The organism is Yinghuangia aomiensis, assembly GCF_039542225.1.
In the GTDB taxonomy this organism is placed as follows: domain Bacteria; phylum Actinomycetota; class Actinomycetes; order Streptomycetales; family Streptomycetaceae; genus Yinghuangia; species Yinghuangia aomiensis.
Map to the genome: position 1 here is coordinate 13246 of NZ_BAABHS010000007.1, position 22203 is coordinate 35448.

Annotated in this window: 21 protein-coding genes; 9 read left to right on the forward strand and 12 right to left on the reverse strand. The window is 71.5% G+C overall.

Annotated elements, in window-relative coordinates; all coding sequences use genetic code 11:
* Positions 1–52: 52 nt before the first annotated feature.
* Positions 53–772, reverse strand: a complete 720-nt coding sequence (locus ABEA93_RS11125) for a hypothetical protein (protein WP_345675253.1) — start codon at positions 770–772, stop codon at positions 53–55.
* 534 nt (positions 773–1306) lie between these two features.
* On the reverse strand, positions 1307–1750 hold the full coding sequence (locus ABEA93_RS11130) for a MarR family winged helix-turn-helix transcriptional regulator (protein WP_345675254.1): 444 nt from the start codon (positions 1748–1750) through the stop codon (positions 1307–1309).
* A 445-nt stretch (positions 1751–2195) separates the two neighbouring features.
* On the opposite strand from ABEA93_RS11130, the gene ABEA93_RS11135 reads away from it, so the two are divergent.
* The gene (locus ABEA93_RS11135) at positions 2196–2594 is read left to right on the forward strand and encodes a nuclear transport factor 2 family protein (protein ID WP_345675255.1); all 399 of its coding nucleotides are present in this window, start codon (positions 2196–2198) and stop codon (positions 2592–2594) included.
* A 361-nt stretch (positions 2595–2955) separates the two neighbouring features.
* The gene (locus ABEA93_RS11140; RefSeq protein ID WP_345675256.1) at positions 2956–3600 is read left to right on the forward strand and encodes a hypothetical protein; all 645 of its coding nucleotides are present in this window, start codon (positions 2956–2958) and stop codon (positions 3598–3600) included.
* A 76-nt stretch (positions 3601–3676) separates the two neighbouring features.
* Here ABEA93_RS11140 and ABEA93_RS11145 read toward each other — a convergent pair whose 3' ends face one another.
* From ABEA93_RS11145 to zapE, 6 genes are all read right to left on the reverse strand, one after another.
* Positions 3677–4636: a hypothetical protein gene (locus tag ABEA93_RS11145; RefSeq protein WP_345675257.1), complete on the reverse strand. Its 960-nt coding sequence runs from the start codon at positions 4634–4636 to the stop codon at positions 3677–3679.
* Between the two features lie 88 nt (positions 4637–4724).
* Entirely contained in the window at positions 4725–5405 is a 681-nt protein-coding gene (locus tag ABEA93_RS11150) for a response regulator (protein ID WP_345675258.1), read from the reverse strand.
* Entirely contained in the window at positions 5402–6631 is a 1230-nt protein-coding gene (locus ABEA93_RS11155; protein ID WP_345675259.1) for a sensor histidine kinase, read from the reverse strand. The genes ABEA93_RS11150 and ABEA93_RS11155 overlap by 4 nt, the downstream gene beginning before the upstream one ends.
* A 210-nt stretch (positions 6632–6841) precedes the next feature.
* The gene (locus tag ABEA93_RS11160) at positions 6842–9085 is read right to left on the reverse strand and encodes an MMPL family transporter (protein ID WP_345675260.1); all 2244 of its coding nucleotides are present in this window, start codon (positions 9083–9085) and stop codon (positions 6842–6844) included.
* Between the two features lie 160 nt (positions 9086–9245).
* Positions 9246–10067: a PPK2 family polyphosphate kinase gene (locus ABEA93_RS11165; protein ID WP_345675513.1), complete on the reverse strand. Its 822-nt coding sequence runs from the start codon at positions 10065–10067 to the stop codon at positions 9246–9248.
* 482 nt (positions 10068–10549) lie between these two features.
* Positions 10550–11641 (reverse strand): cell division protein ZapE, encoded by a 1092-nt coding sequence (gene zapE, locus ABEA93_RS11170; protein ID WP_345675261.1) that lies wholly within the window; start codon positions 11639–11641, stop codon positions 10550–10552.
* 31 nt (positions 11642–11672) lie between these two features.
* On the opposite strand from zapE, the gene ABEA93_RS11175 reads away from it, so the two are divergent.
* The 7 genes from ABEA93_RS11175 (at position 11673) to ABEA93_RS11205 (ending at position 17734) form a co-directional block, all read left to right on the forward strand.
* Positions 11673–12488, forward strand: coding sequence for a pyrimidine reductase family protein (locus tag ABEA93_RS11175; RefSeq protein ID WP_345675262.1), 816 nt, complete (start codon positions 11673–11675; stop codon positions 12486–12488).
* 74 nt (positions 12489–12562) lie between these two features.
* Positions 12563–13045, forward strand: coding sequence for an indole-3-glycerol phosphate synthase (locus ABEA93_RS11180; protein WP_345675263.1), 483 nt, complete (start codon positions 12563–12565; stop codon positions 13043–13045).
* Between the two features lie 155 nt (positions 13046–13200).
* Positions 13201–14631 carry a UDP-N-acetylmuramate--L-alanine ligase gene (murC, locus tag ABEA93_RS11185; RefSeq protein ID WP_345675264.1) on the forward strand — a complete coding sequence of 477 codons (1431 nt, stop codon included), beginning with the start codon at positions 13201–13203 and terminating at the stop codon, positions 14629–14631.
* Positions 14632–14724: 93 nt separating this feature from the next.
* Positions 14725–15153, forward strand: coding sequence for a peptide-methionine (R)-S-oxide reductase MsrB (gene msrB, locus ABEA93_RS11190; protein WP_345675265.1), 429 nt, complete (start codon positions 14725–14727; stop codon positions 15151–15153).
* A 225-nt stretch (positions 15154–15378) separates the two neighbouring features.
* Positions 15379–16461, forward strand: a complete 1083-nt coding sequence (locus ABEA93_RS11195) for a TIGR04222 domain-containing membrane protein (RefSeq protein ID WP_345675266.1) — start codon at positions 15379–15381, stop codon at positions 16459–16461.
* The gene (locus ABEA93_RS11200; protein WP_345675267.1) at positions 16347–17279 is read left to right on the forward strand and encodes an MbnB/TglH/ChrH family RiPP precursor modification enzyme; all 933 of its coding nucleotides are present in this window, start codon (positions 16347–16349) and stop codon (positions 17277–17279) included. Before ABEA93_RS11195 ends, ABEA93_RS11200 begins: the two co-directional genes overlap by 115 nt.
* Positions 17276–17734 (forward strand): SCO6045 C-terminal-like domain-containing protein, encoded by a 459-nt coding sequence (locus ABEA93_RS11205; RefSeq protein WP_345675268.1) that lies wholly within the window; start codon positions 17276–17278, stop codon positions 17732–17734. The genes ABEA93_RS11200 and ABEA93_RS11205 overlap by 4 nt, the downstream gene beginning before the upstream one ends.
* A gap of 171 nt (positions 17735–17905) precedes the next feature.
* Here ABEA93_RS11205 and ABEA93_RS11210 read toward each other — a convergent pair whose 3' ends face one another.
* The 4 genes from ABEA93_RS11210 to hemE form a co-directional block, all read right to left on the reverse strand.
* Positions 17906–18445: a methylated-DNA--[protein]-cysteine S-methyltransferase gene (locus ABEA93_RS11210; RefSeq protein WP_345675514.1), complete on the reverse strand. Its 540-nt coding sequence runs from the start codon at positions 18443–18445 to the stop codon at positions 17906–17908.
* Between the two features lie 179 nt (positions 18446–18624).
* Positions 18625–19356, reverse strand: a complete 732-nt coding sequence (hemQ, locus tag ABEA93_RS11215; RefSeq protein WP_345675515.1) for a hydrogen peroxide-dependent heme synthase — start codon at positions 19354–19356, stop codon at positions 18625–18627.
* Between the two features lie 32 nt (positions 19357–19388).
* Positions 19389–20921 carry a protoporphyrinogen oxidase gene (hemG, locus tag ABEA93_RS11220; protein WP_345675269.1) on the reverse strand — a complete coding sequence of 511 codons (1533 nt, stop codon included), beginning with the start codon at positions 20919–20921 and terminating at the stop codon, positions 19389–19391.
* Positions 20922–20989: 68 nt separating this feature from the next.
* A complete protein-coding gene (gene hemE, locus ABEA93_RS11225; protein ID WP_425584906.1) occupies positions 20990–22066 on the reverse strand; it encodes a uroporphyrinogen decarboxylase in 1077 nt (358 codons plus the stop codon).
* Positions 22067–22203 lie beyond the last annotated feature (137 nt).

The window sequence follows — 22203 nt, forward strand, 5'->3', positions numbered from 1 at the left end:
GGCGCAGGGTTGTCCTCTCCTGCGCCACGGCTCATGTGGAGGTATCCGGTTGCTAGCCGATCTGGGCTATCTTCTCCAACTGCTTCTTCAGCAGCGCCTCGTCAGCCGGGGAAGCAGCCCCGTCGGCGGACGTGGTGACCATGGTCTCCACGGTGTTGCCCGCACGGACCGCGGTGACGGACATATGTACGCTGTCGCTGCCGTCAGCGATGTTCGCCGCGAACGCCACCGACTGGTCGCCGAGCTTCGGTGCCGCCGCAGTGGTCACGGTGAGGCTGACGGAGCCGCCATCCGCGTCCTTTCCCGTGATGAGCCGGCACTCGTCGAGGGCCGACTGGGCATCGGCCAGGACCTTCTCGGCGTTCTTGAAGGATGTCAGTCGCACCGTCATGGCGACGGCCGAGCCCTCGTTCGTGAAGCCCGCCTCAGCCTTGCCGTCGGGCTGGGCGGCGCCGCTGAGGGGGCTGAACAGGCCGACCACCGGCATGCATTCCTCTTTGAGCAGCGTCATCTTCGCATCGCCGCCGACGCCCTCCGGGTCGACTGCCCAATTCCCCCCGAGATCCGCAGGCAGCAGCATGGCCTTCTGCAACTGCTCGTTGGTGGCAGCCTTCCCGGTCCCGCCGCCACCACTCGGGTTGTCGACAGGCGACGAACTCGATATGGGTCCGGAGTTCGTGGCATCGTCGCCCTTGCTGTCACTGCATGCTGCAGTGAATGTCAGGGCCGGAACGATGGCGACGGCAAGCACGATCGAACGAAGCGTTGGCACACAATTTCCTTAACTATCCATTTTGGACCACAGCGAACGTGGTTGTTCCTCCAGTGTTCCGCAGCAATTGAAGGGCACGAATCAGCAGAGTTACCGGTTCAGGGTCACGAACTGCGGCTTCGGGAAAGGCTATTGGGGGTGGACGCGGTGCTCGGTGCGCCTTCGTGTCTCCTGGGGAGGCCTCCGGCCACCAGCTTGATCCCTACGGCAACTGGCGCGGCATCTTTCCGAGCCAGGACGAGATTGGCCCCGTCGGCCCCGACGCACGCCTGAGACCCAGAGCCAAGGACAGCGGGCCCAGAAACGTAATCCGTCACACTCGGACGGCCGTGCCCCCCGACACTGCCGCGGGAAGAACCGTTGTCGACGACCTACTTCGCAGACCTGGCCCCGTGCACATACGTGGAGCAGGAGGAGCAGGAGTCTGTCCGCCTCGCCGACGGAGATGTGGTCTTCCTGCCGCGGTACCCCCGCGGCGGGTGCGTCCGTTCAGCTGGTCGATCACCGAAGGCGGCGCCAAGGGGAGCGCCGTATTCAGTCGCCGGATTCGTCCCATTCCGCAAGCAGTGCGCGGGCGTTCCCGGTCACACGCGTCATGAGGTCGGTCAGCGAGGCACGTTCAGTGTCGGTGAGCCCGGTGGTGAGGCGCTCCTCGATCTCCTTCATCGACGCGGCCAGCGGCTCGACGAGGCTCCGCCCCGCATCGGTCAAGCGCAACCTGACCAATCGCTGATCCTTGTCGTCGCGGACGCGCATGACCAGTCCGGCGGCAGTCATGCGTGTTGCCATCTTGACGATCGTCGGCGTGGTCACGTCGAGCGCGGCAGCGAGCTCGCCGGGGGTCTGGCCGTCACGCTCCGCCAATGCGGCGACGACGAGGTTCTGGCCCAAGTGCAGGTCGAGCCGACGGAGGACCGCTGTGGTGACCGCGCGGAACGACTTCGACGCCGCCGTGTACGTCTCGGTGAACTCGGTCATGCGTGTGCTCCGTCCCTTGACGAAGGTCAGGATAGTGGCCGTTGGGCGGCGCCGCGCGCATTCGATTGACGGCTAATGATTAGCCGTCTAACGTTAGGGGGGCCGCCAAGCGATCGCGGCGGAGAGCAGCCCTGTTCCGAGGTGATCCTCCATGCCCACGGCACCACAAGCCCGCCAGTCCCACCCTGCCCGGTGACAGCCTCCCAGCACATCGGAGCCTCGCTCGGCACCGCGCCACTGGGCAGCATCGCCGGACACTCGGCATCCAGCTACCTCCAGTCCCACCGAGGACCGCCCCTGGCCGGAGCAGTCCACGGGTCCAACGTGGCCAGTGGATGGGCCACAGGGCTGCCGACAGCCGCCGTCGCCGTGCGGATCCATCCGTCACGCCGATCCCACCCACCCCAAGCCCTGCAGACCCAACCCTGAAACGAAAGAGAAGCGCATGTCAGAGACCCGCATCACCGACCAGAACGAGCGCAACAAGGAAACCGTACGGGCTTTCTACCAGGCAGCCATCATCGAGAAGGAATTCGACAAGGTCCGCCCGCTTCTCGGCGACAAGTACATTCAGCACAACCCGCAGATCGCCGACGGGTTCGACGGGCTGAAGGAGTTCCTGAACTTCCTGGCCGAAAATTTCCCGGGCATCTCGCTGGAGATCAAACGCCTCGTGGCGGAAGGGGATTTCGTCGTGTCACATATCCATGGCATCCGCGTGCCAGACCAGCCGGGTGCAAGCATCGTCGACATCTTCCGCTTCGAAGACGGCAAGATCGTGGAGCACTGGGACGTGGCCCAGCCCATTCCCGATGAGGCCGCGAACTCGAACTCCATGTTCTAGCGGGCTCCTCCGCAGCAGCGCGCGAGGCAGTGCACCAACCCGGTGATCCAACCACTGCCTTGCGCGCAGCAGCGTGTCGGCGACGAACGCCGCCTCTCGAAGTCAGGTTCTGTCAACGTCCGAATGGACGTCATGACCAGGGGTCAACTGGCACGAAGTGCGGGCGAATCCTCGCGCCTACAGTGTGGTGGCATATGTGTCGATGCCTACGGTAGAAGGGGCCACAAACGGTGTTTGGGGGCCGGTTCCCGCACTTCTGACATCGAAGGCTTCGGACTTGACCAAGTAGACAGCCGGTTGCCGGCGGCGTCGGTGCTCGGCCGAGCGCCCATGCGGCCAGTGGCCGGCGCGTGAGGAAATCATGGCTGACACTGCCGAGTTCGCGGATCGGCTCCGGCACGTCTATTGGATCGGCGGCGGGCCGGGGGCGGGCAAGTCGACGGTCGCGCGGCGGCTCGCGGATCGGTACGGCTGGCAGCTGTACGCGACCGACGCGGCGATGGCCGACCACGCGCGCCGGAGCACGCCCGAGGACGCCCCGTTCCTACACCGGTTCATGGCGATGGGCATGGACGAGCGGTGGGTGGACCAGACCCCCGAAACCATGCTCGACACCTTTCACTGGTTTCGCGGCGAGGGCTTCGGGCTGATCGTCGACGACCTGCTTCGGCTGCCGCGGGAGCCGTGCGTGGTCGTCGAAGGGTTCCGGCTGCTTCCCCGTCTCGTGCGGCCTCTGCTGGCCGCAGCCGAGCGCGCGGTGTGGCTGCTGCCCACGCCCGAGTTCCGGGAGGCGGCGCTGCGGAGCAGAGCGCTTCCGAGTGACGGGTTTGTCGGGAAGACCAGTGATCCGGCACGAGCGGCGCACAATCTCGCCGCACGCGATCGCTTGTTCACGGAGCACCTTCATGAGGAGACCCGGCGTCTCCACCTCCAGGCGCTCCAGGTCGACAGCGCGACGGCCGAAGACGATCTCGCCGAGCGCGTCGCGGCGGCGTTCCGGCTCTGAGGGAGCCACATCCGAAAGAAACGCAGTCTCGGCAAAGAGGCCGCTCCGCATGCAACACCCGCACAAGCCATCCACCTCACCCCCCGGCGGCTTCGCCCCGTGCGTAGCTCTGGAACCAATGGATGTCGAAGTGCCGTGCGATCGAGAACGGGTGCTGCCGATCGGTCAGCATGCGGTAGACGAACTCGGCGGTCGAGCCGTCGTACTGCTCCCACGAGTCGGGGATGTCCTCCGACATCACGATGGGCCACTTGTCCGGGTCGGGGCCGTCGGTAAGCCAGTAGAACCGGTCCGCCTGCTCGGACGCCGCCCATTGCAGCAGCCCGCCGGGAGCGGGGAACAACGAGTGCGGCTCCCACTGCCCGTTGCCGTGCGTGCGCGCGAAGGAGGCGAGCGACTCGCTCTGCCGGACAAGATCCGCGTGCGCGAACGGGGCATCCGGGACGGACAGCTCCAAGTAGCCGTCGAAGGCGCCGTGCCCGAAGATCTCGGCCAGGTGCTTGTAGTCGCCGGGCAGTGCCGTTCCCAGCCGACGCTCGACGGCCGCCCAGTCGACGGTTTGAGGCCGGCGGCCGGGCTCCCAGCCCGTGACGGCAGCGACTCTCTCCACCCAGGACGCGTCCTCGGGCACGCCGCCCGCTGCCGGGTCGGGCCTTGCGGCGATGACCACGACCGGTTGCAGGCCGTCGTCGGTGCTCGTCGCGCCGCTTCCGATCCACCTGCCGGCGTACGCCCACACCACCATCTCGACCAGTTCCTCGCCGAACGGCGCGAGCAGCGGCCGCCCGTACGCCCCGGTCGCGGCCGGATCGATCCGCCCGTGCCCGACGAGGCCGCGTGGCGGCCCGAACCAGTCGCCGAGTTTCGCGGTCAGTGCGGCATAGGCGATGTCACCGGACGCGGGCAGGCATACGTGTCCCGCCTGGTGCCCGTCCTGTCGGCACTCCAACGGGCCTGTCGCGTCGTGCCAGACCAACCGTTGGACGATGGCGAGCAGTTCTTCTTCATCCACTTCTTCATCCACTTCTTCATCCATGGCAGCAGTGAAACGTACGTCTCCGACAGCGCCGCGCCCCCATCGCCGTCCCCGGGCAAGTCCCGTGCGTGCGGTCGCTCCGCGGTGTTCAAAGGCTCGGCGGTTCGGCCCGTACCAACCCGTTCTGGTAGGCGATGACGACGAGTTGGGCCCGGTCGCGGGCGCCGAGTTTGGTCATCGCGCGTTGGATGTGGGTGCGTACGGTCAGGACGCTCACGACCAGTTCCTGAGCGATCCGGTCGTTCGATTTGCCGTGCGCCGCCAGGACGGTGACTTCCTGTTCGCGCGGGGTGAGGTCGGCCAGGCGTTCGGCCGGGGCGAGGGGTGGGCCGGAGGCGGGTGTGGTGAGGAAGCGGGTGATCAGGGCCTGGGTGGCTCCGGGGGACAGCAGGGCCTCGCCCGCGGCGACGGTGCGGATGCCGTCCAGCAGGGCGTCCGTGGTGACGTACTTGCCGAGGAAGCCGCTGGCGCCGACGCGAAGTGCCTGGGCGACGTACTCCTCGGTTTCGAACATGGTCAGGATGAGGACGCGGGTCCCGGCGAGGTCGGGGTCCTCGCAGATGGCGGCGGTGGCGGCGAGGCCGTCGGTGCCGGGCATGCGGATGTCCATGAGGACCACGTCGGGCCGCCGGTCGCGGGCGAGTTCCACGGCTTGGCGGCCGTCGGCGGCTTCGCCGACCACCTCCATGTCGTCGCACGAGTCGATGAGCAGTTGGAAGGTGCCGCGCAGGAGGGTCTGGTCGTCGGCGAGCAGCACGCGGATGGTCAACGGGATTCCTCGGGTCGTGGTCCGGCCGGGTCGTCGGCCGCGGTGCGGGGCCGGAGGGGGAGAACGGCGGCCACTTCGAAGCCGCCTTCGGGGCGGGGGCCGGCTCGCAGGTCGCCTCCGACGGAGTGGGCGCGTTCGCGCATGCCCATCAGGCCGTATCCGCCGCCGGGCACGGGTGGAACGGCGGTCTCGTGCGCGGCGCCGTCGTTGGTGACGCTGACGAGCAAGCGCGCGGTGTCGTAGTGGAGTCGGACGAGGGCGGTGTGGTCGGGTGCGTGTTTCGTGGCGTTGGTGAGGGCTTCCTGGATGATCCGGTAGGCGGTCAGGTCCACTCCCGGGGACAGGGGCCGGGCCGGGCCTTCGGTGGCGACGGTGACGGTCAGGCCGGCCGATGCGCAGGACGCGACCAGGTCGGGCAGGCGGTCCAGGCCCGGAGCGGGCTCCAGTGGGTCGGTGTCGGGGCCCGCGGTCCGGCGCAGTACGCCGACGGTGGCGCGGAGTTCGAGGAGTGCGGAGGTGGTGGTGCCGACCAGGTCGGCGAGGATCTTGCGGGTCTGCTCGGGGTGCGTCTCGGCCAGGTGCGCGGCGGTGCCGGCCTGCGCGTGGGCGACGGCCATGTGGTGGGCGACGGCGTCGTGGAGTTCGCGGGCGATGCGCAGGCGTTCCTCGGCGACGCGCAGCCGGGCTTCCTCTTCGCGGGTGCGTTCGGCGTGCGCGGCGCGGGCCTGGACGGATTCGAGGTAGGCGCGGCGGAAGCGGCTGCGGCCGCCCAGCGACACCGGCAGCAGCAGCCACAGGACGGTGCCCGCGGTCCGGAGGATGAGGTCGTCGCCGAGTGGCGCGCCGGCCAGTGAGGTGGCCATCAGCACGGTCACGGTCGCCGCGGCGTAGATGCCGGTGGTCCGCGAGTCGGTGCGTGCGGCCAGCCAGTACAGGGCGGTCATCACCGGGGCGAGCAGCAGCGGGCTGGGCAGGTAGCCCAGGGCGGTCAGCGCGGCGGCCGCGGCGGTGGTGACGGCGAGGGTGGCGCGCGGGTGGCTGCGGGATCCGAGGACGGCGGCGCTGGACGCGACGAGGATCCAGGCGGGCCACAGGGCGTGCGGAGGAGTGGACTCGGACGTGCTGATCTGCGCCCCGAGGAGCGTGCAGACGCACACCGCGACCGCTGTCGCCACGTCCGCGGCCCGGGGGCGGCGTTCCGCGTACCGCTCGAGAATGCTGGTCATCGTGCTCTCCGCAAGGGGACGTGCCGTGGTCCATGGTCGCCGATGACGGCGAAGGCGGGCGGGCGGACCGCCCGAGGCGCGGTGCTCGGGCGGTCCGTACGCGGGGACTCGTCGCCGGCCGACCCGGCGCGGGGCCGGGCCGAACCGGCGCGGGGCCTGCCAGGCAAACGCAGCCCGCCAGGCAGCGCAGGCACCAAGCAGCGCAGCCCCTCACACCCGCGCCTCGACCGCCCCGTCCGGATCCGGGGCCCGGCCGCCGGGCCCCGCGTGGCCGAGTGCCGCGCCTTCCACATCGACGCGGGGCAGGATCCGGCCGAGCCACGCGGGCAGCCACCAGGCCCGTTCGCCGAGCAGCGCCAGCACGGCGGGCACGATCGCCATCCGGACCACGAACGCGTCGAACAGCACCGCGGCGGCCAGTCCGAACCCGAGCATCTTGATCAGCGACCCCTGTTCCCCGACGAACCCGGAGAAGACCGCGATCATGATCAGCGCGGCGGCGGTCACCACCCGGGCGCTGTGCCGGAACCCCGACACGACGGCCTGCTCGGCGGACTCCCCCTGGGTGTGCGCCTCGCGCATCCGGGAGACCAGGAACACCTCGTAGTCCATGGCCAGCCCGAAGACGATGCCCATCATGAAGATCGGCATCAGGCTCATCACCGGGCCGGTCTGCGCCACGCCGAACAGGTCCGCGGCATGGCCCTGTTGGAAGACCAGCACGAGCACGCCCAGCGCGGCCAGCACCGAGAGGACGAACCCCAAAGCGGCCTTGACCGGCACGAGCAGGGACCGGAAGACCAGCAGCAGCAACACCACAGCCAAGCCGCCCACCACGGCCAGGTACGGCACCAGCGCGGACTGCACCTTCGCCGCGATGTCGATGTTCAGCGCCGTGGTGCCGGTGACTTCGTACGTCGCCGACGCCTGCGCCTCCACCGCCGGCCGCTCGCTGCGGATCCGCTCCACCAGCGTCCTGGTCTTCTCGTCCGTGGGGCTGGTCGACGGGGTGGCTTTGAACACCGCCGTGTCGCCGGCCTCGTTGAAGCGGGCCTGCGAAACCGACACGATTCCGTCCGTGCCGCCGATCCGTTCCCCGACGGTACGCGCCGCCGCGCGCGGGTCGGCGGCTCCCCGTGCGTCCACGACGATGGTCAGCGGCCCGTTGAAGCCGGGGCCGAAGCCGTCGGCGAGGGCGTCGTAAGCCCGCCGCTCGGTGGTCGCGGTGGACTTGGCTTCGTCGCCGGGCATGCCCAGTTGCAGCGATGCCATCGGGACGGCCAGCGCGCCGAGGCTTGCGACCCCGAGGACGAGCACCGCCACCGGGCGCCGCAGCACGAACCGGGCCCAGCGCGCGCCCAGGTTGTCCCGTCCCCCCGCGGCACGGTCGCGGGGCCCGGCGACGCCGTCACCGGCACCGGACCTGCGCGCCCGGCGCGCCTTCCGCGCCAGCACCGCGTCGGGCCAGAACCCGAGCAGGGCAGGCACGACCGTCAACGCGACCAGCACCGCGACCGCGACGGCCCCCGCCGCGGCCAGGCCCATCTTCGTCAGCGTCGGAATCCCGACCACCGACAAGCCCGCCAGCGCGATCACCACGGTGACCCCGGCGAACACGACCGCCGAACCGGCGGTGCCGACCGCCACTCCGGCCGCCTCCTCCGCGGCCCGCCCGCGCCCCCGCTCCTCCCGGTAACGGGACACCACGAACAGCGCGTAGTCGATGCCCACCGCCAAGCCCAGCATCATCCCGAGCGTGGCCGTGTCCGAGGACAACCCCAACGGGCCCGACAGCAGCACGATCCCGAACAGGCTCACGGCCACGCCCACGACCGCCGTCAGCAGCGGCAAGCCCGCGGCCGCCAGCGACCCGAACGTGAACAGCAGCACGACCGCCGCCGCCGAAAGCCCGACGATCTCCGCGGTCCCGTCCGGCCCGCCGCCCGCGTCCATCGCCGACCCGCCGGTCTCCACCGTCAGGCCCGCCGCCCGCGCCCGGTCGACCGCCGCGTCCACGGCGGCACGGTCGGCGTCGGTGACGTCGGAGGACTCCACGGTGTAGGTGACGGTCGCGTACGCCGTCGCGCCGTCCCCGCTGACCGCACCGGACGCGAACGGATCAGCTACGCCCGCCACTTGCGGGCCGACACCGAGCGAGCGCACCGCGTCCTCGACCGCCTTCCGCGGGTCGCCCGCGGTCACCTTCTGCCCGTTCGGGGCGACGAAGACGACCCGGGCGGTGGCGCCGTCGGCGGCCGTCCCCGGAAAGCGCTCCTCCATGAGATCGAACGCCTTCTGCGACTCGATCCCCGGCATCGAGAATTCCTCGTCCGACGCCTCCGGCGCCCCCATGGCGCCCACCGCGACCGCGACCAGCACCCCCAGCCACACCAGGAGGACCCGGCCGCGCCGCCGAAAGGCGCCGCGGCCGAGCCGATACAGAAAAGTCGCCACGTCAGGGTCTCCCTCTCCACAAGCGATGACCGCTCAAGGCTCGCCGGGAGAGACCCCTCCAGTCGTCATGCCGCTACGGACATTACGGCGTACTGAAACCACACGACTGCCTACTGAAATCGCCGTAGGCGGACGTCCATTCCGCGACAGACGACAGACCTCACGTCTCCATCAACCGCCGCCGTTCCTTGTCCACGTCGACGTTGGCCTTCGGGTACTGCGGGTCGATCTCCTCGAGATGTTCGAGCAGCAGGCGGCTTATCGCCCAGTTGCGGTACCACTTGCGGTCGGCGGGGATCACGTACCACGGCGCGGTGTCGGTGGTGCACTTCTGCAGCACGGCCTGGTACGCCTCCTGGTAGGCGGGCCAGAACGCGCGCTCGTCGATGTCGCCCGGGTTGAACTTCCAATGTTTGTCGGGGTTGTCGAGGCGTTCGAGCAGGCGCTTGCGCTGCTCTTCGTACGAGATGTGCAGGAAGACCTTCACGACGGTGACGTCGTCGTCGTACAGGTCCTGCTCGAACTGGTTGATCGCCGCATACCGCCGCGACCAGGTCGTCCGCGGGACGAGGTCGTGGACCCGGACGATCAGCACGTCCTCGTAATGCGACCGGTCGAAGATCCCGATCATGCCCGGGTCGGGCACATGCTGCTTCACCCGCCACAGGAACGGGTGCGCCAGCTCCTCCTCGGTCGGCGCCTTGAACGCCTGGATCTGGCAGCCCGACGGGTTGAACTGCCCGATCACATGCTTGACGACGCCGCCCTTCCCGGACGTGTCCATGCCCTGCAGCACCAGCAGCACACGCTTGCGCGACCCGCCCGCGAGCGCCTGGGCGTAGAGCTTCTCCTGCAGGACGGCGAGCCGCGCCCCCATCGCCGCGGTATCCGCGAGGGTCTCCGCCTTGCCGCCGGGGGCATGGAGCGTGGCCCGGCAGTCCGCGGCTTCCAGGTCGACCGCGCCGCCGTGCAGCCGCAGCATGTCGCGCAGCGGCGCCACCCGCGCGATGGGCCCGGGCAGCCCGCCGAGAGCGGGCCTGCCACGCACCCGGCCGTTCCGCGCCTCGGCGGGCGGAGACGCCTCCGGCTTCGCCTCCGTCGCCTTCGCCTTCGGCTTCGCCTGGTGCGGCCCCAGCAGGTCCTGCTTCGGCTTGTGCCGCTTCGTCTTCTCCGGCTCGGACCGGCCCGGCTTCGCGGCAGCCTTGTCCGTCGTGTGCGCCTTCTTGCCCACGGTTCGCCCTCCCGGTCCGCCGGATCACCAACTTTCCTGTGATCCTGCCCGGTCGGCCGGGTTCCCGCAGGTCGACGCCGTCAAGCCTGTGGACGGCGCTTCGGGGTCACCCGAACGGGCGTGCGCCTGTGGACGAACAGCAAACCAATCCGGCGCACCGAACCAAGGTTCCGAGCCGACGAGCCGAGCCGACGCGGAAGAGACGCCGCACCGCCGACGTGAGACAGCCCCCGTCAGACCGCCGGAGGCACCCGCTCCGCCCCGTCCCGCGCCATCGCGACCAGCCGCGACACCGCCCGCAGGTACTTCTTCTTGTAGCCGCCCGCGAGCATCTCCTCGGAGAACAGCGCGTCGAATGGCACGCCGGACGCCACCACCGGGATCTCCCGGTCGTACATGCGGTCCGCGAGCACGACGAGCCGCAGTGCGGTCGACTGGTCGGTCACCGGGACGACACCGCGCCAGAACACCGCGTGGACGTCCTCCAGCAGCGCCCCGTACCGGCTCGGGTGCACGCGCGCCAGGTGGTCCAGCACCGCCGGGAAGTCGTCGAGCGCCGCACCGGTGACGCCCGGGGCGTAGGCGCTCTTGGTGACGACGTCGTCGTCCGCGGACGGCGCCGGCGCCTCGGGGAGGCCGCGGTGCCGGTAGTCGTCGCCGTCGATGCGCAGGGTGTCGAAGTGCGCGGACAGGCCCTGGATCTCGCGCATGAAGTCGATCGCGGCGAAGCGTCCTTCGCCGAGCTTGTCCGGCAGCGTGTTCGACGTCGCGGCGAGCTTCACGCCCGCGTCGACGAGCTTGCCGAGCAGCGTGGACACCAGGACGGTGTCGCCCGGGTCGTCGAGTTCGAACTCGTCGATGCACAGCAGGCGGTGGCCGGAAAGCGCGCGCACGGTCTCCTGGAAGCCGAGCGCGCCGACGAGGTTGGTCAGCTCGACGAACGTGCACAGCGACTTCGGGCCGGGCACGGCGTGCCACAGCGACGCGAGGAGGTGGGTCTTGCCGACGCCGTAGCCGCCGTCGAGGTAGATGCCGCTCTGCGCGGGCGCCGCGGCGCCGCTGCCGCCGCGGCGGAACCAGCGGCGCTTGGGTTCGGCGCCGCCGCCGTTGTTGAGCGCGGCGGCGAACTGCTCCAGGCGCTGCACCGCGGCGGCCTGGCTGGGCTGCGTGGGGTCCGGTATGTAGGTGCCGAAACGCACCCCGTCGAACCGCGGCGGGGGCACCATTTCGGCCACCATGCGGTCGGCGGGGACTACCGGCTGGCGCGAGGCGAGCGACACCGGCTCGGGGGCGGGACTCGCCGAGGACATGTTGGACACGATCATCAAGCCTACGGTGCGTGGGAAACTCGGCCGCATGCGACGTCTGCTTCCCCCCGTCAGCCCAGCCGACAGCCCCTCCGACAGGGAGGCCGGGCCGGGGCTCACGACGCCGGACGGCGAGGTCGACCTGGACGCGGTGTACGCGTACCCGGAAGACGTCGTCGGAGCGGGCCGCCCCTGGCTGCGCGCCAACATGGTGGAGAGCCTCGACGGTGCCTCGCAAGCCGGCGACGGCCTCTCCGCGGGCCTGTCGTCACCGGGCGACAAGAAGATCTTCGGCGTGCTGCGCGGCCTGGCCGACGTGGTGCTGGTCGGCGCGTCCACGGTGCGCGCGGAGGGCTACCGGCCGCCGCAGCCCAAGGCCGCCTACGCGGCGGCCCGCGAGGCCGCCGGGCGGGCGACCGTGCCGGTGATCGCCATCGTGAGCCGCAGCCTGGAGCTGGACCTCACCGCGCCCCTGTTCACCGAGGCGATCGTGCCGACGGTCGTCCTGACCGGCCCGGACGCCGATCCCGAGCGCCTGGCGGCCGCCCGCAAGGCCGCGGACGTGATCGTGGCGGGCCCCCCGGGTGCCACCGGTGTCGACCCGGGCGCGGCTGTCGATGCGCTGGCCGCCCGCGGCTGGACACGGCTCCTCACCGAAGGCGGCCCGCACCTGCTCGGCCAGCTCGCGTCCGCGGGACGCGTCGACGAGCTGTGCCTGGCCCTGAGCCCGCAGCTCGCCGGCGGCACCGCCCGGCGGATCCTCGCCGGCACCGACCCGATGGTTCCGCAACCGATGGAACTGCGCACGCTTCTGGAAGACGACGGCTTCCTTTTCGCACGCTACGTCCGCCACTCGGACCGGTAGCGGGCAATCAGCCCGAACCGCCCCGGCGGCTGGCATCGTGGAAAAGGTCACGGCGACCCGAGGGAGACATACGCGTGTACACGATCGTGCTGCTCATCGAGAAGGTCATGGACGAGGCCGATGTGCGGCTGGTCACGGGACTGCACGAGGACGAGCCGACGTCTTTCGTCGTCGTGCTGCCGGGCAAAGCCGACCACCACCGTCTCGTACGCGCACTGGACGACGTCGCTCTCGGCCACCTCGAAGAGGCCGCCGAGGAGGTCGAGCACGACCCGGGCGAGGAAGGCGACGAGACGACCCGCCGCACCCTCGACCTGAGCGTCGCGGAACTGCGCGCCGCGGGCGTGAAGGCCGTGGGCGAGACGGCGCCCGGCGAGAACCCGCTGGACATCCTCACGGACGTCGTCGACCGGCACTCGGCCGACGAGGTCATCGTGCTGACCGACCCGCACTTCATCGAGGAGTTCTTCCACCGCGACTGGGCGTCGCGGGCCCGCCACAAGGTCGGTGTGCCGGTGCTCAAGCTGTTCGCGCACAGCACCCCCGAGGCGAAGTAGGCCCGAACGGGGGCGCCGCCGGGGGAAGAAGTCGCTCCGCGCCCGGCGCGACGTGCGCGGCCCGGTCATCCGAACCAGTAACGTGTGTGACCGGCCGCGCCCGCCCCGGCCTCCCCTGATCCCACCCGTTCTCACGCGTTTTCCAAGGAGCCTGCATGGCATCCCCCGCCGCGCCCGCGGACCGGCCCGCGACCACTCCGGCGATCGACCTGGGCAGCCCGTACTTCGTCGGTATCGGCGGGGCCGGCATGTCGGGGCTCGCGAAGATCCTGGCGGTGCGCGGCGCGAAGGTCGCGGGCAGCGACGCGAAGGACTCGACGGCGCTGCTGGCGCTGCGGCAGCTGGGCTGCCAGGTGCACGTGGGGCATGCCGCGGAGAACCTGGGCGACGCCACGTGCGTCGTCGTGTCCAGCGCGATCCGCGCGGACAACCGGGAGCTGACCGCGGCGCAGGAGCGGGGCATTCCGGTGGTGCACCGGTCGGACGCGCTGGCCAGCCTGATGGTGGGCCGCCGCGCGGTGGCGGTGGCGGGCACGCACGGCAAGACGACGACCACGAGCATGCTCGCGGTGAGCCTGACGTCGCTCGGCCTGGACCCGTCGTTCGCGATCGGCGCGGACCTCAACGAGGCGGGCAGCAACGCGCACCACGGCGACGGCGAGATCTTCGTCGCCGAGGCGGACGAGAGCGACCGCAGCTTCCTCAAGTACTCCCCCGAGGTCGCCGTCGTCCTGAACGTCGAACTGGACCACCACGCCAACTACGCGTCGCTGGACGAGGTGCTCGACGCGTTCGAGGCGTTCGCCCACCGCATCGTCCCCGGCGGCACGCTCGTCGTGTCCGCGGACGACCCGGGCGCGGGCGCGCTGCGCGAGCGCTTGGCGGCCTCCGCGCCGGAGCTGACGGTCGTCACGGTCGGCGAGAGCACGGACGCCGACCTGCAGATCGTCAAGGTCGAGCCGCAGGGCCTGGCGAGCAAGGTGACGGTGCACGCGGCCAACGGCGCCGAGCACGTGTTCGACCTCGCGGTCCCCGGCCGGGTGAACGCCTCCAACGCGGTGATGGCCCTCGCCGTCGGCCGCGCCCTCGGCATCGACCCGGCCGCCATGGGCGGCGCGCTCGGCAAGTACCAGGGAGTGCGGCGGCGCTTCCAGATCAAGGGCGAGGCGGGCGGCGTCCGCGTCGTCGACAGCTACGCGCACCACCCGACGGAGATCGCCGCGGACCTCGAGACCGCGCGCGGCGCCGTCGGCGCGGGCCGGGTCATCGCCGTGTTCCAGCCGCACCTGTTCAGCCGCACCCAGCAGCTCGGCACCGAGATGGGCCGCGCCCTGGCCGCCGCCGACATCGCGCTGGTCATGGACATCTACGCGGCCCGCGAAGACCCGCAGCCCGGCGTCACCAGCCACATCATCGCGCACAGCGCCCTCGACAACGGCGGCCTCGTGCGCATGGAGCACAGCTGGTCCGAGGTGCCCGCGGTGGTCGCCGCGATGGCACGCCCGATGGACCTGGTGCTGACCATGGGCGCGGGCGACGTGACGCTGCTCGGCCCGGAGATCCTCGAGGCCATCAACCGGCGCTGACGCCGCCCCCGGTCATCACGGCCCCGGCCGCGTTCTCCCACCGCCCACCAGGGTCCGGGAACGCGGCCGGGGCCGTGCGTGTTGGATGGAGTTATGGCAGACACACCGAAGTACAACGTCGTCAAGTCCGTCGACGAGTGGCTCTCCGCGCTCACCCCGGAGGAGTACCACGTCCTGCGCGAGGCCGGCACCGAGCGGGCGTTCACCGGCGAGTACACCGACACCAAGACGGTCGGCGTGTACGCGTGCCGCGCGTGCGGCGCGGAACTGTTCCGGTCCGCGGACAAGTTCGACTCGCACTGCGGCTGGCCGTCGTTCGACTACGTCGACGAGGACCGCGTGGAACTCCGCGAGGACCGCGGGTACGGCATGGTCCGCACCGAGGTCCGGTGCCGGAACTGCGGGTCGCACCTCGGACATGTGTTCGACAGCGAGCGCCTCACGCCACGCAACCAGCGGTACTGCATCAACTCGATCAGCCTGCGGCTGGAGCCGGCGGAGGGTGAAGGCGGCGAGGCCTGAGAGGGCAGCTGTCGGGGCGGGCGCGGGCCGGGCTCGTACGGCCCCGTGTGCGCCCTGGAGCGGCGCCGGGCCGCCTTCCGCGGGTATGGGGCGGGGCCGGGGCGGGCGTCGGGTGCGCTTCGGGCGCGCGTCGGGTGGCCATCGAACCGGCCGGGCGGCGAGGGACCTCCATCGAATTGCCTCCTGGGTTGACGGGGGGCGCCCGGCGTCCGGTACATACGAAATATGAACTCGAATGCCGCACTCCTCGTCTACATCGCGTGGATGGTGTTCGTGGTGGCGTTCGCCGTCACCGCGCTCCGCCGCCGTGGCCGCCCCGCGTCTCCGCCGCCGCCCGTCGAGCGGCTGGATCTCTACCAGGCCGCCTTCCTGGCGGGCGGGCCCGCCCGTGCCGCCGACGTCGCGCTGCTCGGCCTGCGGGCCACCGGAGCGGTGCTGATCGGTCGGGACGGCCGCGTCACCGCCACCGGCCGGACCGGCGTCGACCAGGTCGCCGCCGGGGTCCTCCGCACCGTCGAACAGACCGGCGGCAACGCGCAGCTGGTCGACGTCCGCTACCTCGCCGCGCGCTGCCCCGAAGTCCAGGCGGTCGGCGACCGGCTGCTGGGCTGGGGGCTGATGCGCCGCCCGGGCGGCCGGAACCCGTTCCGGGCCGCGAAGTGGCTGCTGCTGTTCTCGGCCCTGCTCAGCATGGGGTCGATCTTCGTGCCGGGCGTCCTCGATCCGGAGAGCGGCGGCGTGTTCGCCCTGGTGCTGCTGTCCCACATCGCGGGCTTCGCGACCTGCCTGGTGCTGCTGATCGTCGGATCGTTCTCGCCGCAGACGGCGCAGACCCGGCTCGGCACCACCTACGTGTTCCGGCTGCGCTCGAGCCGGCAGCTGCAGAACGGCCTGGACGCGACGGCGGCGGGCGGCGCGGGACTGGGGCGGGTCGCGTCCCACGGGCTGGCGGTGCTGACGGACCCGGAGCTGCTGGAGGTGTTCCGGCATGCACGGGTGCCGGCGGGAGCGGGTTCGCGGACGTCGTCCTCCCTGCCGTCCTCGCGATCATCGTCGTCGTACTCCTCGACGTCCGACAATGCGTATTTGCTGTCCGTCTTCGCCGCCTCGGACACGTCGTCCGCGTCGTGGTGCGGGTCCTCGTCGTGCGCGAGTTCGCACCATCACGGGACGTCGTGCGCGGGGCCGACGGGGTGCTCGTCCTCGTCGTGCTCGTCGTCTTCGTCGTGCTCGTCGTCCTCGTGCTCGTCCGGGTCCTCCTGCTCGTCGGGATCGTCGTGCTCCTCGGGGTCGTCGTGTTCGAGCTGACCGGACGCGGAGCCGTCGGCATCGGTTGGCGGCCGGAGATCGACCTGGTGGTGGAACGGCTCGACGGCGTCGGCTTCGTCGAGGTGATCGCCGAGAACGTCTGCGACGGGCATGCGCTGCCCGCTTCCTTGAGGCTGATGCGCGAGCGCGGCGTTCCGGTCGTGCCGCACGGCGTCTCGCTCGGCATAGGCGGCGCGGAACGCCCCGACGCGGCCCGCCTTGCGCGGCTCGCGTCGGTCGCGGAACGGCTGGACGCGCCGCTGGTGAGCGAACACCTGGCGTTCGTGCGCGCGGGCGGCATGGAGGCTGGGCACCTGCTACCCGTGCCGCGGACCCGTGCGGCGCTGCGGGTGATCGCGGAAAACGTACGGATCGCCCAGGACGCGCTGCCGGTGCCGCTCGCGCTGGAGAACCCGGCGACGCTGCTGTCGTGGCCGGAGAACGAGCTGACCGAGGGCGAGTTCCTCGCCGAACTCGTCGCGCTCACCGGGGTGTCGCTGCTGATCGACGTGGCGAACCTGCACACGGAACGCGTCAACCACAGCGCGGACCCGGCCCGGGCGCTGGCCGAACTGCCCTTGGAGTCGGTGGCCTACGTACACATCGCCGGAGGCGAACTCCGGGGCGGGCTGTGGCACGACACTCACGCGGCGGCGGTACCGCCGGCGGTCCTGGAGATCCTGGCCATGCTGTGCGAGCGGCGGGTTCCGCCGGGGGTCCTGCTGGAACGGGACGGGGCGTTCCCGCCGCCGGACGAGCTGGCGGGGGAAATGGCGGCGATACGGCGGGTGGTGGCGGGAGCGGGGGTGCGGGGATGAGCGGCGCCTCGGAGTCCGATCGCGAAGAACTCGCCCGACGTCAGTCCGAGCTGCTCGGCGCCCTGATTGCGGGCGACCCGGTCCCGGCCGGGTTCGACCCGGGCCGAGTCGAGGTCCAGGTCCTGTCGCTGGCCGCGAAGCGGCGCGACGGGGTGGAACGGGCGATGCCGGGACTGGTCGCGGCCCTGGGTCCGCAGCGGTGGCCGAGCGAGTTCACCGCGTGGGCGCGGAGCCACCCGAAGCCGGCCGAGGGCGGAAGCCGCGCGGACGCGGAGGCGTTCGCGACGTACGTGGAAGGGATGCGGGTGGGTGGCGAGGGGGCGGTGCAAACGGAGGGCGCGGTTCAAACGGAGGGCGCGGTTCAAACGGAGCGCCGGAGGACTTGGTGGGAACGGCGGCGGGCGCGGCGGCGGGGTGGGGACGGGGGTGGTTGGAACCCGGACGCCCATTACTGACGCCGTTCATAGGGCCCTCCCTCCTCCCACCATCACCGGGAGTCTGTCCAGCGTCGAAGGCCCCTCCCCCGCCCCCTCCGCCATCGGATCTCTCCGACGAAAGAACTCTCCCCACCCAACGCCCCACCCGTCCAACCCGAACCCACCCCCCTGTGGATAACCCCTCCACCCTCACCTCACCGCAATCCCCCGCTCCAGCCCCAACAACGTCTCCTTCTTCCCCAACCCCCCGGCATACCCCGTCAACGCCCCGTTCCCCGCCACCACCCGGTGGCATGGCACCACGATCGAAATCGGGTTCCGTCCGTTGGCCGCCCCCACCGCCCGAGACGCCGTCGGCGACCCCAGGTCCGCCGCCACCGCCCCATACGACGTGGTCGCCCCGTACGGAATCCGCGTCAGCTCACGCCACACCGAGCGCTGGAACTCGGTCCCGCGCGGCGCCAGCGGAAGCGCGAACTCCCGCAGCTCGCCCGCGAAATACCCCTCCAACTGCCGCTCGACCTCCCCGAACGGTCCCGCGTCCCGCTGCCAGTCCGCGCCGATCTCGGGCACGTACTTCGCGTCCGGCAGCATGAACAGCCCGGTCAGCGCGCCCTCCGCGTCCGCGGTCAGCAGCAGCTCCCCTACCGGCGAGCCCACCACGGTGTACCGCGGCGCCCCCGCCGCCGGCCGGGCGAACTCCGCCGCCGCGGTCCGAGGGGTCTCCACATCGAGCGGCAGCGCGTCCTGCACCAAGGTCTCCGTGTCCACGGCACCCATCCCTTCACTCCGCAATGTCACGTCCACCATGCTGCCGCCGCGCACACCTCGACACCGGCGGTTTTCGGACATGGCGATGGGCCGCCCCCGACCGGGAACGGCCCATCGACATGCGGAATCAGCCCGTCTCAGACGAGTCCCGCCAGCAGCTCCCCGACGGTCCGCCGCCGCCCGGTGTAGAACGGCACCTCTTCCCGCACGTGCCGCCGCGTCTCCGACCCCCGCAGGTGCCGCATGAGGTCCACGATGCGGTGCAGTTCGTCGGCCTCGAACGCCAGGATCCACTCGTAGTCGCCGAGCGCGAACGACGGCACCGTGTTGGCCCGGACGTCCGGGTACCCGCGAGCCATCTGCCCGTGCTCGGCGAGCAGCCGCCGGCGCTCGGCGTCTTCGAGCAGGTACCACTCGTACGAGCGCACGAACGGGTACACCGCGACGTAGTCCCGCGGCGTCTCCTCGGCGAGGAACGCCGGGATGTGGCTCTTGTTGAACTCCGCCGGGCGGTGCAGCGCCATGTTCGACCACACCGGCTCGAGCGAGCGGCCCAGTTCGGTGCGGCGGAACAGGTTGTACGCCTCCTGGAGCGCGTCGGAGGTCTCCGCGTGCCACCAGATCATCACGTCGGCGTCGGCGCGCAGGCCCGAGACGTCGTACGTGCCGCGCACCACGACGTCCTTGTCCAGCAGGCGCTCGAACAGGTTCTCGACCTCGGCGGCGAGCGGCGTGCGGTCGTCCGGCAGCGGGCCGCGCAGTCGGAAGACCGACCACATCGTGTAGCGGATGACCTCGTTGAGGTCGCGGGCCTTGCGGCGGGGCGGAGTGCGCTCGTCGAGCGGCGCCGGGATGTCCGGGTCCTGCATGGTCGCGTCTGTCATGGCTCGATTCTCTCCCTTCACACGGACGCGCCTTCACCCTGGTCCGCGGCCGGACCGAAGTGGCCCAGGCCCGCGGCGGCAGGGGCCGGCGCGGGGCCCGCGTCGATCCCGAAATACGTGCGGACGGCAGCGGCGGCGCGGTCGGCGCTCGCGATGCAGGCGGGGATGCCGACGCCGTCGTACGCGGCGCCGCACACGGCGAGGCCGGGCAGGCGTTCGACGGCGTCCTGGACGCAGGCGACGCGGCCGCGGTGGCCGATCGCGTACTGCGGGAGGCCGCCGCCCCAGCGCGTGACGAGGCTGTCGGCGGGTTCGGCGGTCAGGCCGATGGCGTCGTGGAGGTCGGCGAGGGAGTCGGCGACGAGGTCGGCGTCGTCGCGGTGCAGCGCTTCGGCTTCGCCGGCCCGGCCGAGCGAGGTGCGCAGCACGAACACGTCGGGGTCGGCGGCTTCGATCCAGCCCCACTTGTTGCTGGCGAAGGTGCTCGCCTTGATGCGGCGGCCGTCGACGGGCGGGACGAGGAATCCGCTGCCGGACGGGACTTCGGTGAGGTCGGCGCGGCGGAAGGCCAGGGTGACGATGGCCATGCCGGCGTATTCGATGGAGCCGAGTTCGACGGCGGCGACGTGCGAGTGCGGGGCCAGCAGGCGGCCGGCGGGTGCGGCCGGGAGTGCGACGACGACGGCGTCCGCGTCGAGGAGTTCGGGGCTGCGGGTGTCGCCGATGACGAGCTGCCAGCCGTCGGGGGTGCGGCGGATTTCACGGACGGTCGCGCCGGTGCGGACGGTGCCGTGCCCGCTCGCGGTGACGGCGTCGGCGACGGCGCCGGGGAGGCGGCCGATGCCGCCGGCGATGCCCGCGAACACCGGTCCGGCCTGCGCCGGGTGGGGGGCCTTGTCGAGGAGGTCGCGGACGCCGGCGAGGAGCGATCCGCCGGCGCGGGCGATCGGCAGGAGCTGCGGGACGGCGGCGGCGAGGGAGATGGCGTGCGAGTTGCCGGCGTAGACGCCGCCGAGGAGGGGTTCGACGAGGCGGTCGACGACTTCGCGGCCGACGCGGGCGGCGACGTAGTCGCCGACGGTGACGTCGTCCTCGTAGGGGTGGGGCGGCAGCGCGTGGTCGACCGGGACGCGGGCCAATCCGGCCGCGGACAGGACGCCGGACGCGGCGAGCGAGGCGAGGTCGCCGGGGACGCCCATGACCTGGCCCTGCGGCATCGGCCGCAGCGCGCCGCGCGTCCAGATCGCGGCTTTGGCGGTGGTGGGCGGCTGGAGTTCCGCGCCGAGGCCGACTTCGCGGGCGAGGCGGAGGCCTTCGGGGCGTCGCGCGAGCATCGATTCGGCGCCTTCGTCGACCGGGACCCCGGCGATGCTCGTCGCGGACAGCTTGCCGCCGAGCCGGGCGGCGCCTTCCAGGACGGTGACGCGGATGCGGCCGCCGCCGTCGCGGCACAGCGCGTGCGCGGCGGCGAGCCCGGCGATGCCGCCGCCGACGACGGCGACGTGGCGCGGGAGTGCGGACCCGGAAGTGTCGCGGGGGGTCGAACGCATAAGCCCACCCTCTCACGCCGGGCGGGGGCGCCCCGTACGCCGCCCGCCCCGCGCGCGAGAAGGGGTCGTCAGCGTGCCGACGCCTCGTGCACGTATTCGACGAGTGCGGTGAGCCGTTCCGGGTCGGTGTTGGGCATGACGCCGTGGCCGAGGTTGAAGATGTGGCCTTCGGCGGCCCGCCCTGCGGTGAGGACCTCGTCGGCCTTGGCGCGCAGCGTTTCGAGGGGCGTGAACAGGAGCGCCGGGTCGAGGTTGCCCTGCACGGCCTTGCCGGGGCCGATGCGCCGGACGGCTTCGTCGAGCGGCACGCGCCAGTCGACGCCGACCACGTCGGCACCGACCTCGCCCATGGCGCCGAGGAGTTCGCCGGTGCCGACGCCGAAGTGGATGCGCGGCACCCCGTAGCCGGCGACGGCGTCGAGGACCTTGGCGCTGGCCGGCATGACGGACGCGCGGTAGTCCTGCAGCGGCAGTGCGCCCGCCCACGAGTCGAACAGCTGGATCGCGGACGCGCCCGCCTCGATCTGCACGCGGAGGAACTGCGCGGTGATCTCGGCGAGCCGGTCGAGGAGTTCGGCCCACAGCGTCGGTTCGCCGTACATCATGGCCTTCGTGAACTCGTGGTTCTTCGAAGGCCCGCCCTCGACGAGGTAGCTCGCCAGGGTGAACGGGGCACCGGCGAAGCCGATGAGCGGCGTGCCGCCGAGTTCGGCGGTCAGCTGGCGTACCGCTTCGGTGACGTAGGGGACGTCCTCGGGCGTGAGGTCGCGCAGCTGCGCGAGGTCGGCCTTGGTGCGGATGGGGTTGGCGACGACGGGGCCGACACCGGGCTTGATGTCGAGGTCGACGCCGATGGCCTTGAGCGGCACGACGATGTCGCTGAAGTAGATGGCCGCGTCGACCTTGTGGCGGCGGACGGGCTGAAGGGTGATCTCGGTGATGAGGTCCGGGATCATGCACGATTCGAGCATCGGAATGCCCTCGCGCACCTTGCGGTACTCGGGCAGCGACCGGCCGGCCTGACGCATGAACCACACGGGGGTGTGGGGGACGGTTTCGCGGCGGCAGGCCCGCAGGAACGCCGAGTCGCGGACGTCGGCGGACGGCTTCGGGGCCGGGGTGTGCGTTTCAGTCACATGGCCCATCCTCCCAGACCTGCCGACGCGGTCCGGCCACGCCTGCCGCCTGGGCCGGGTGCGGGGGCGGTGACCGGCCCGGGCGGGTTTGCGGAACGCCTGCCTCTCGTCGGTACGGCGGAGCGCGCATTCCTCCTTTCGGCCGG

Coding starts and splice junctions, on each gene's coding strand:
- ABEA93_RS11205 (WP_345675268.1), top strand. CDS start 17,276: ATGAGCGGCGCCTCGGAGTCCGATCGCGAAGAACTCGCCCGACGTCAG.
- hemG (WP_345675269.1), bottom strand. CDS start 20,921: ATGCGTTCGACCCCCCGCGACACTTCCGGGTCCGCACTCCCGCGCCAC.
- ABEA93_RS11140 (WP_345675256.1), top strand. CDS start 2,956: ATGGCTGACACTGCCGAGTTCGCGGATCGGCTCCGGCACGTCTATTGG.
- murC (WP_345675264.1), top strand. CDS start 13,201: ATGGCATCCCCCGCCGCGCCCGCGGACCGGCCCGCGACCACTCCGGCG.
- ABEA93_RS11145 (WP_345675257.1), bottom strand. CDS start 4,636: ATGGATGAAGAAGTGGATGAAGAAGTGGATGAAGAAGAACTGCTCGCC.
- ABEA93_RS11165 (WP_345675513.1), bottom strand. CDS start 10,067: ATGCTGCGGCTGCACGGCGGCGCGGTCGACCTGGAAGCCGCGGACTGC.
- ABEA93_RS11130 (WP_345675254.1), bottom strand. CDS start 1,750: ATGACCGAGTTCACCGAGACGTACACGGCGGCGTCGAAGTCGTTCCGC.
- ABEA93_RS11135 (WP_345675255.1), top strand. CDS start 2,196: ATGTCAGAGACCCGCATCACCGACCAGAACGAGCGCAACAAGGAAACC.
- ABEA93_RS11175 (WP_345675262.1), top strand. CDS start 11,673: ATGCGACGTCTGCTTCCCCCCGTCAGCCCAGCCGACAGCCCCTCCGAC.
- msrB (WP_345675265.1), top strand. CDS start 14,725: ATGGCAGACACACCGAAGTACAACGTCGTCAAGTCCGTCGACGAGTGG.
- hemQ (WP_345675515.1), bottom strand. CDS start 19,356: ATGCAGGACCCGGACATCCCGGCGCCGCTCGACGAGCGCACTCCGCCC.
- hemE (WP_425584906.1), bottom strand. CDS start 22,066: ATGGGCCATGTGACTGAAACGCACACCCCGGCCCCGAAGCCGTCCGCC.
- ABEA93_RS11195 (WP_345675266.1), top strand. CDS start 15,379: ATGAACTCGAATGCCGCACTCCTCGTCTACATCGCGTGGATGGTGTTC.
- ABEA93_RS11155 (WP_345675259.1), bottom strand. CDS start 6,631: ATGACCAGCATTCTCGAGCGGTACGCGGAACGCCGCCCCCGGGCCGCG.
- zapE (WP_345675261.1), bottom strand. CDS start 11,641: ATGATCGTGTCCAACATGTCCTCGGCGAGTCCCGCCCCCGAGCCGGTG.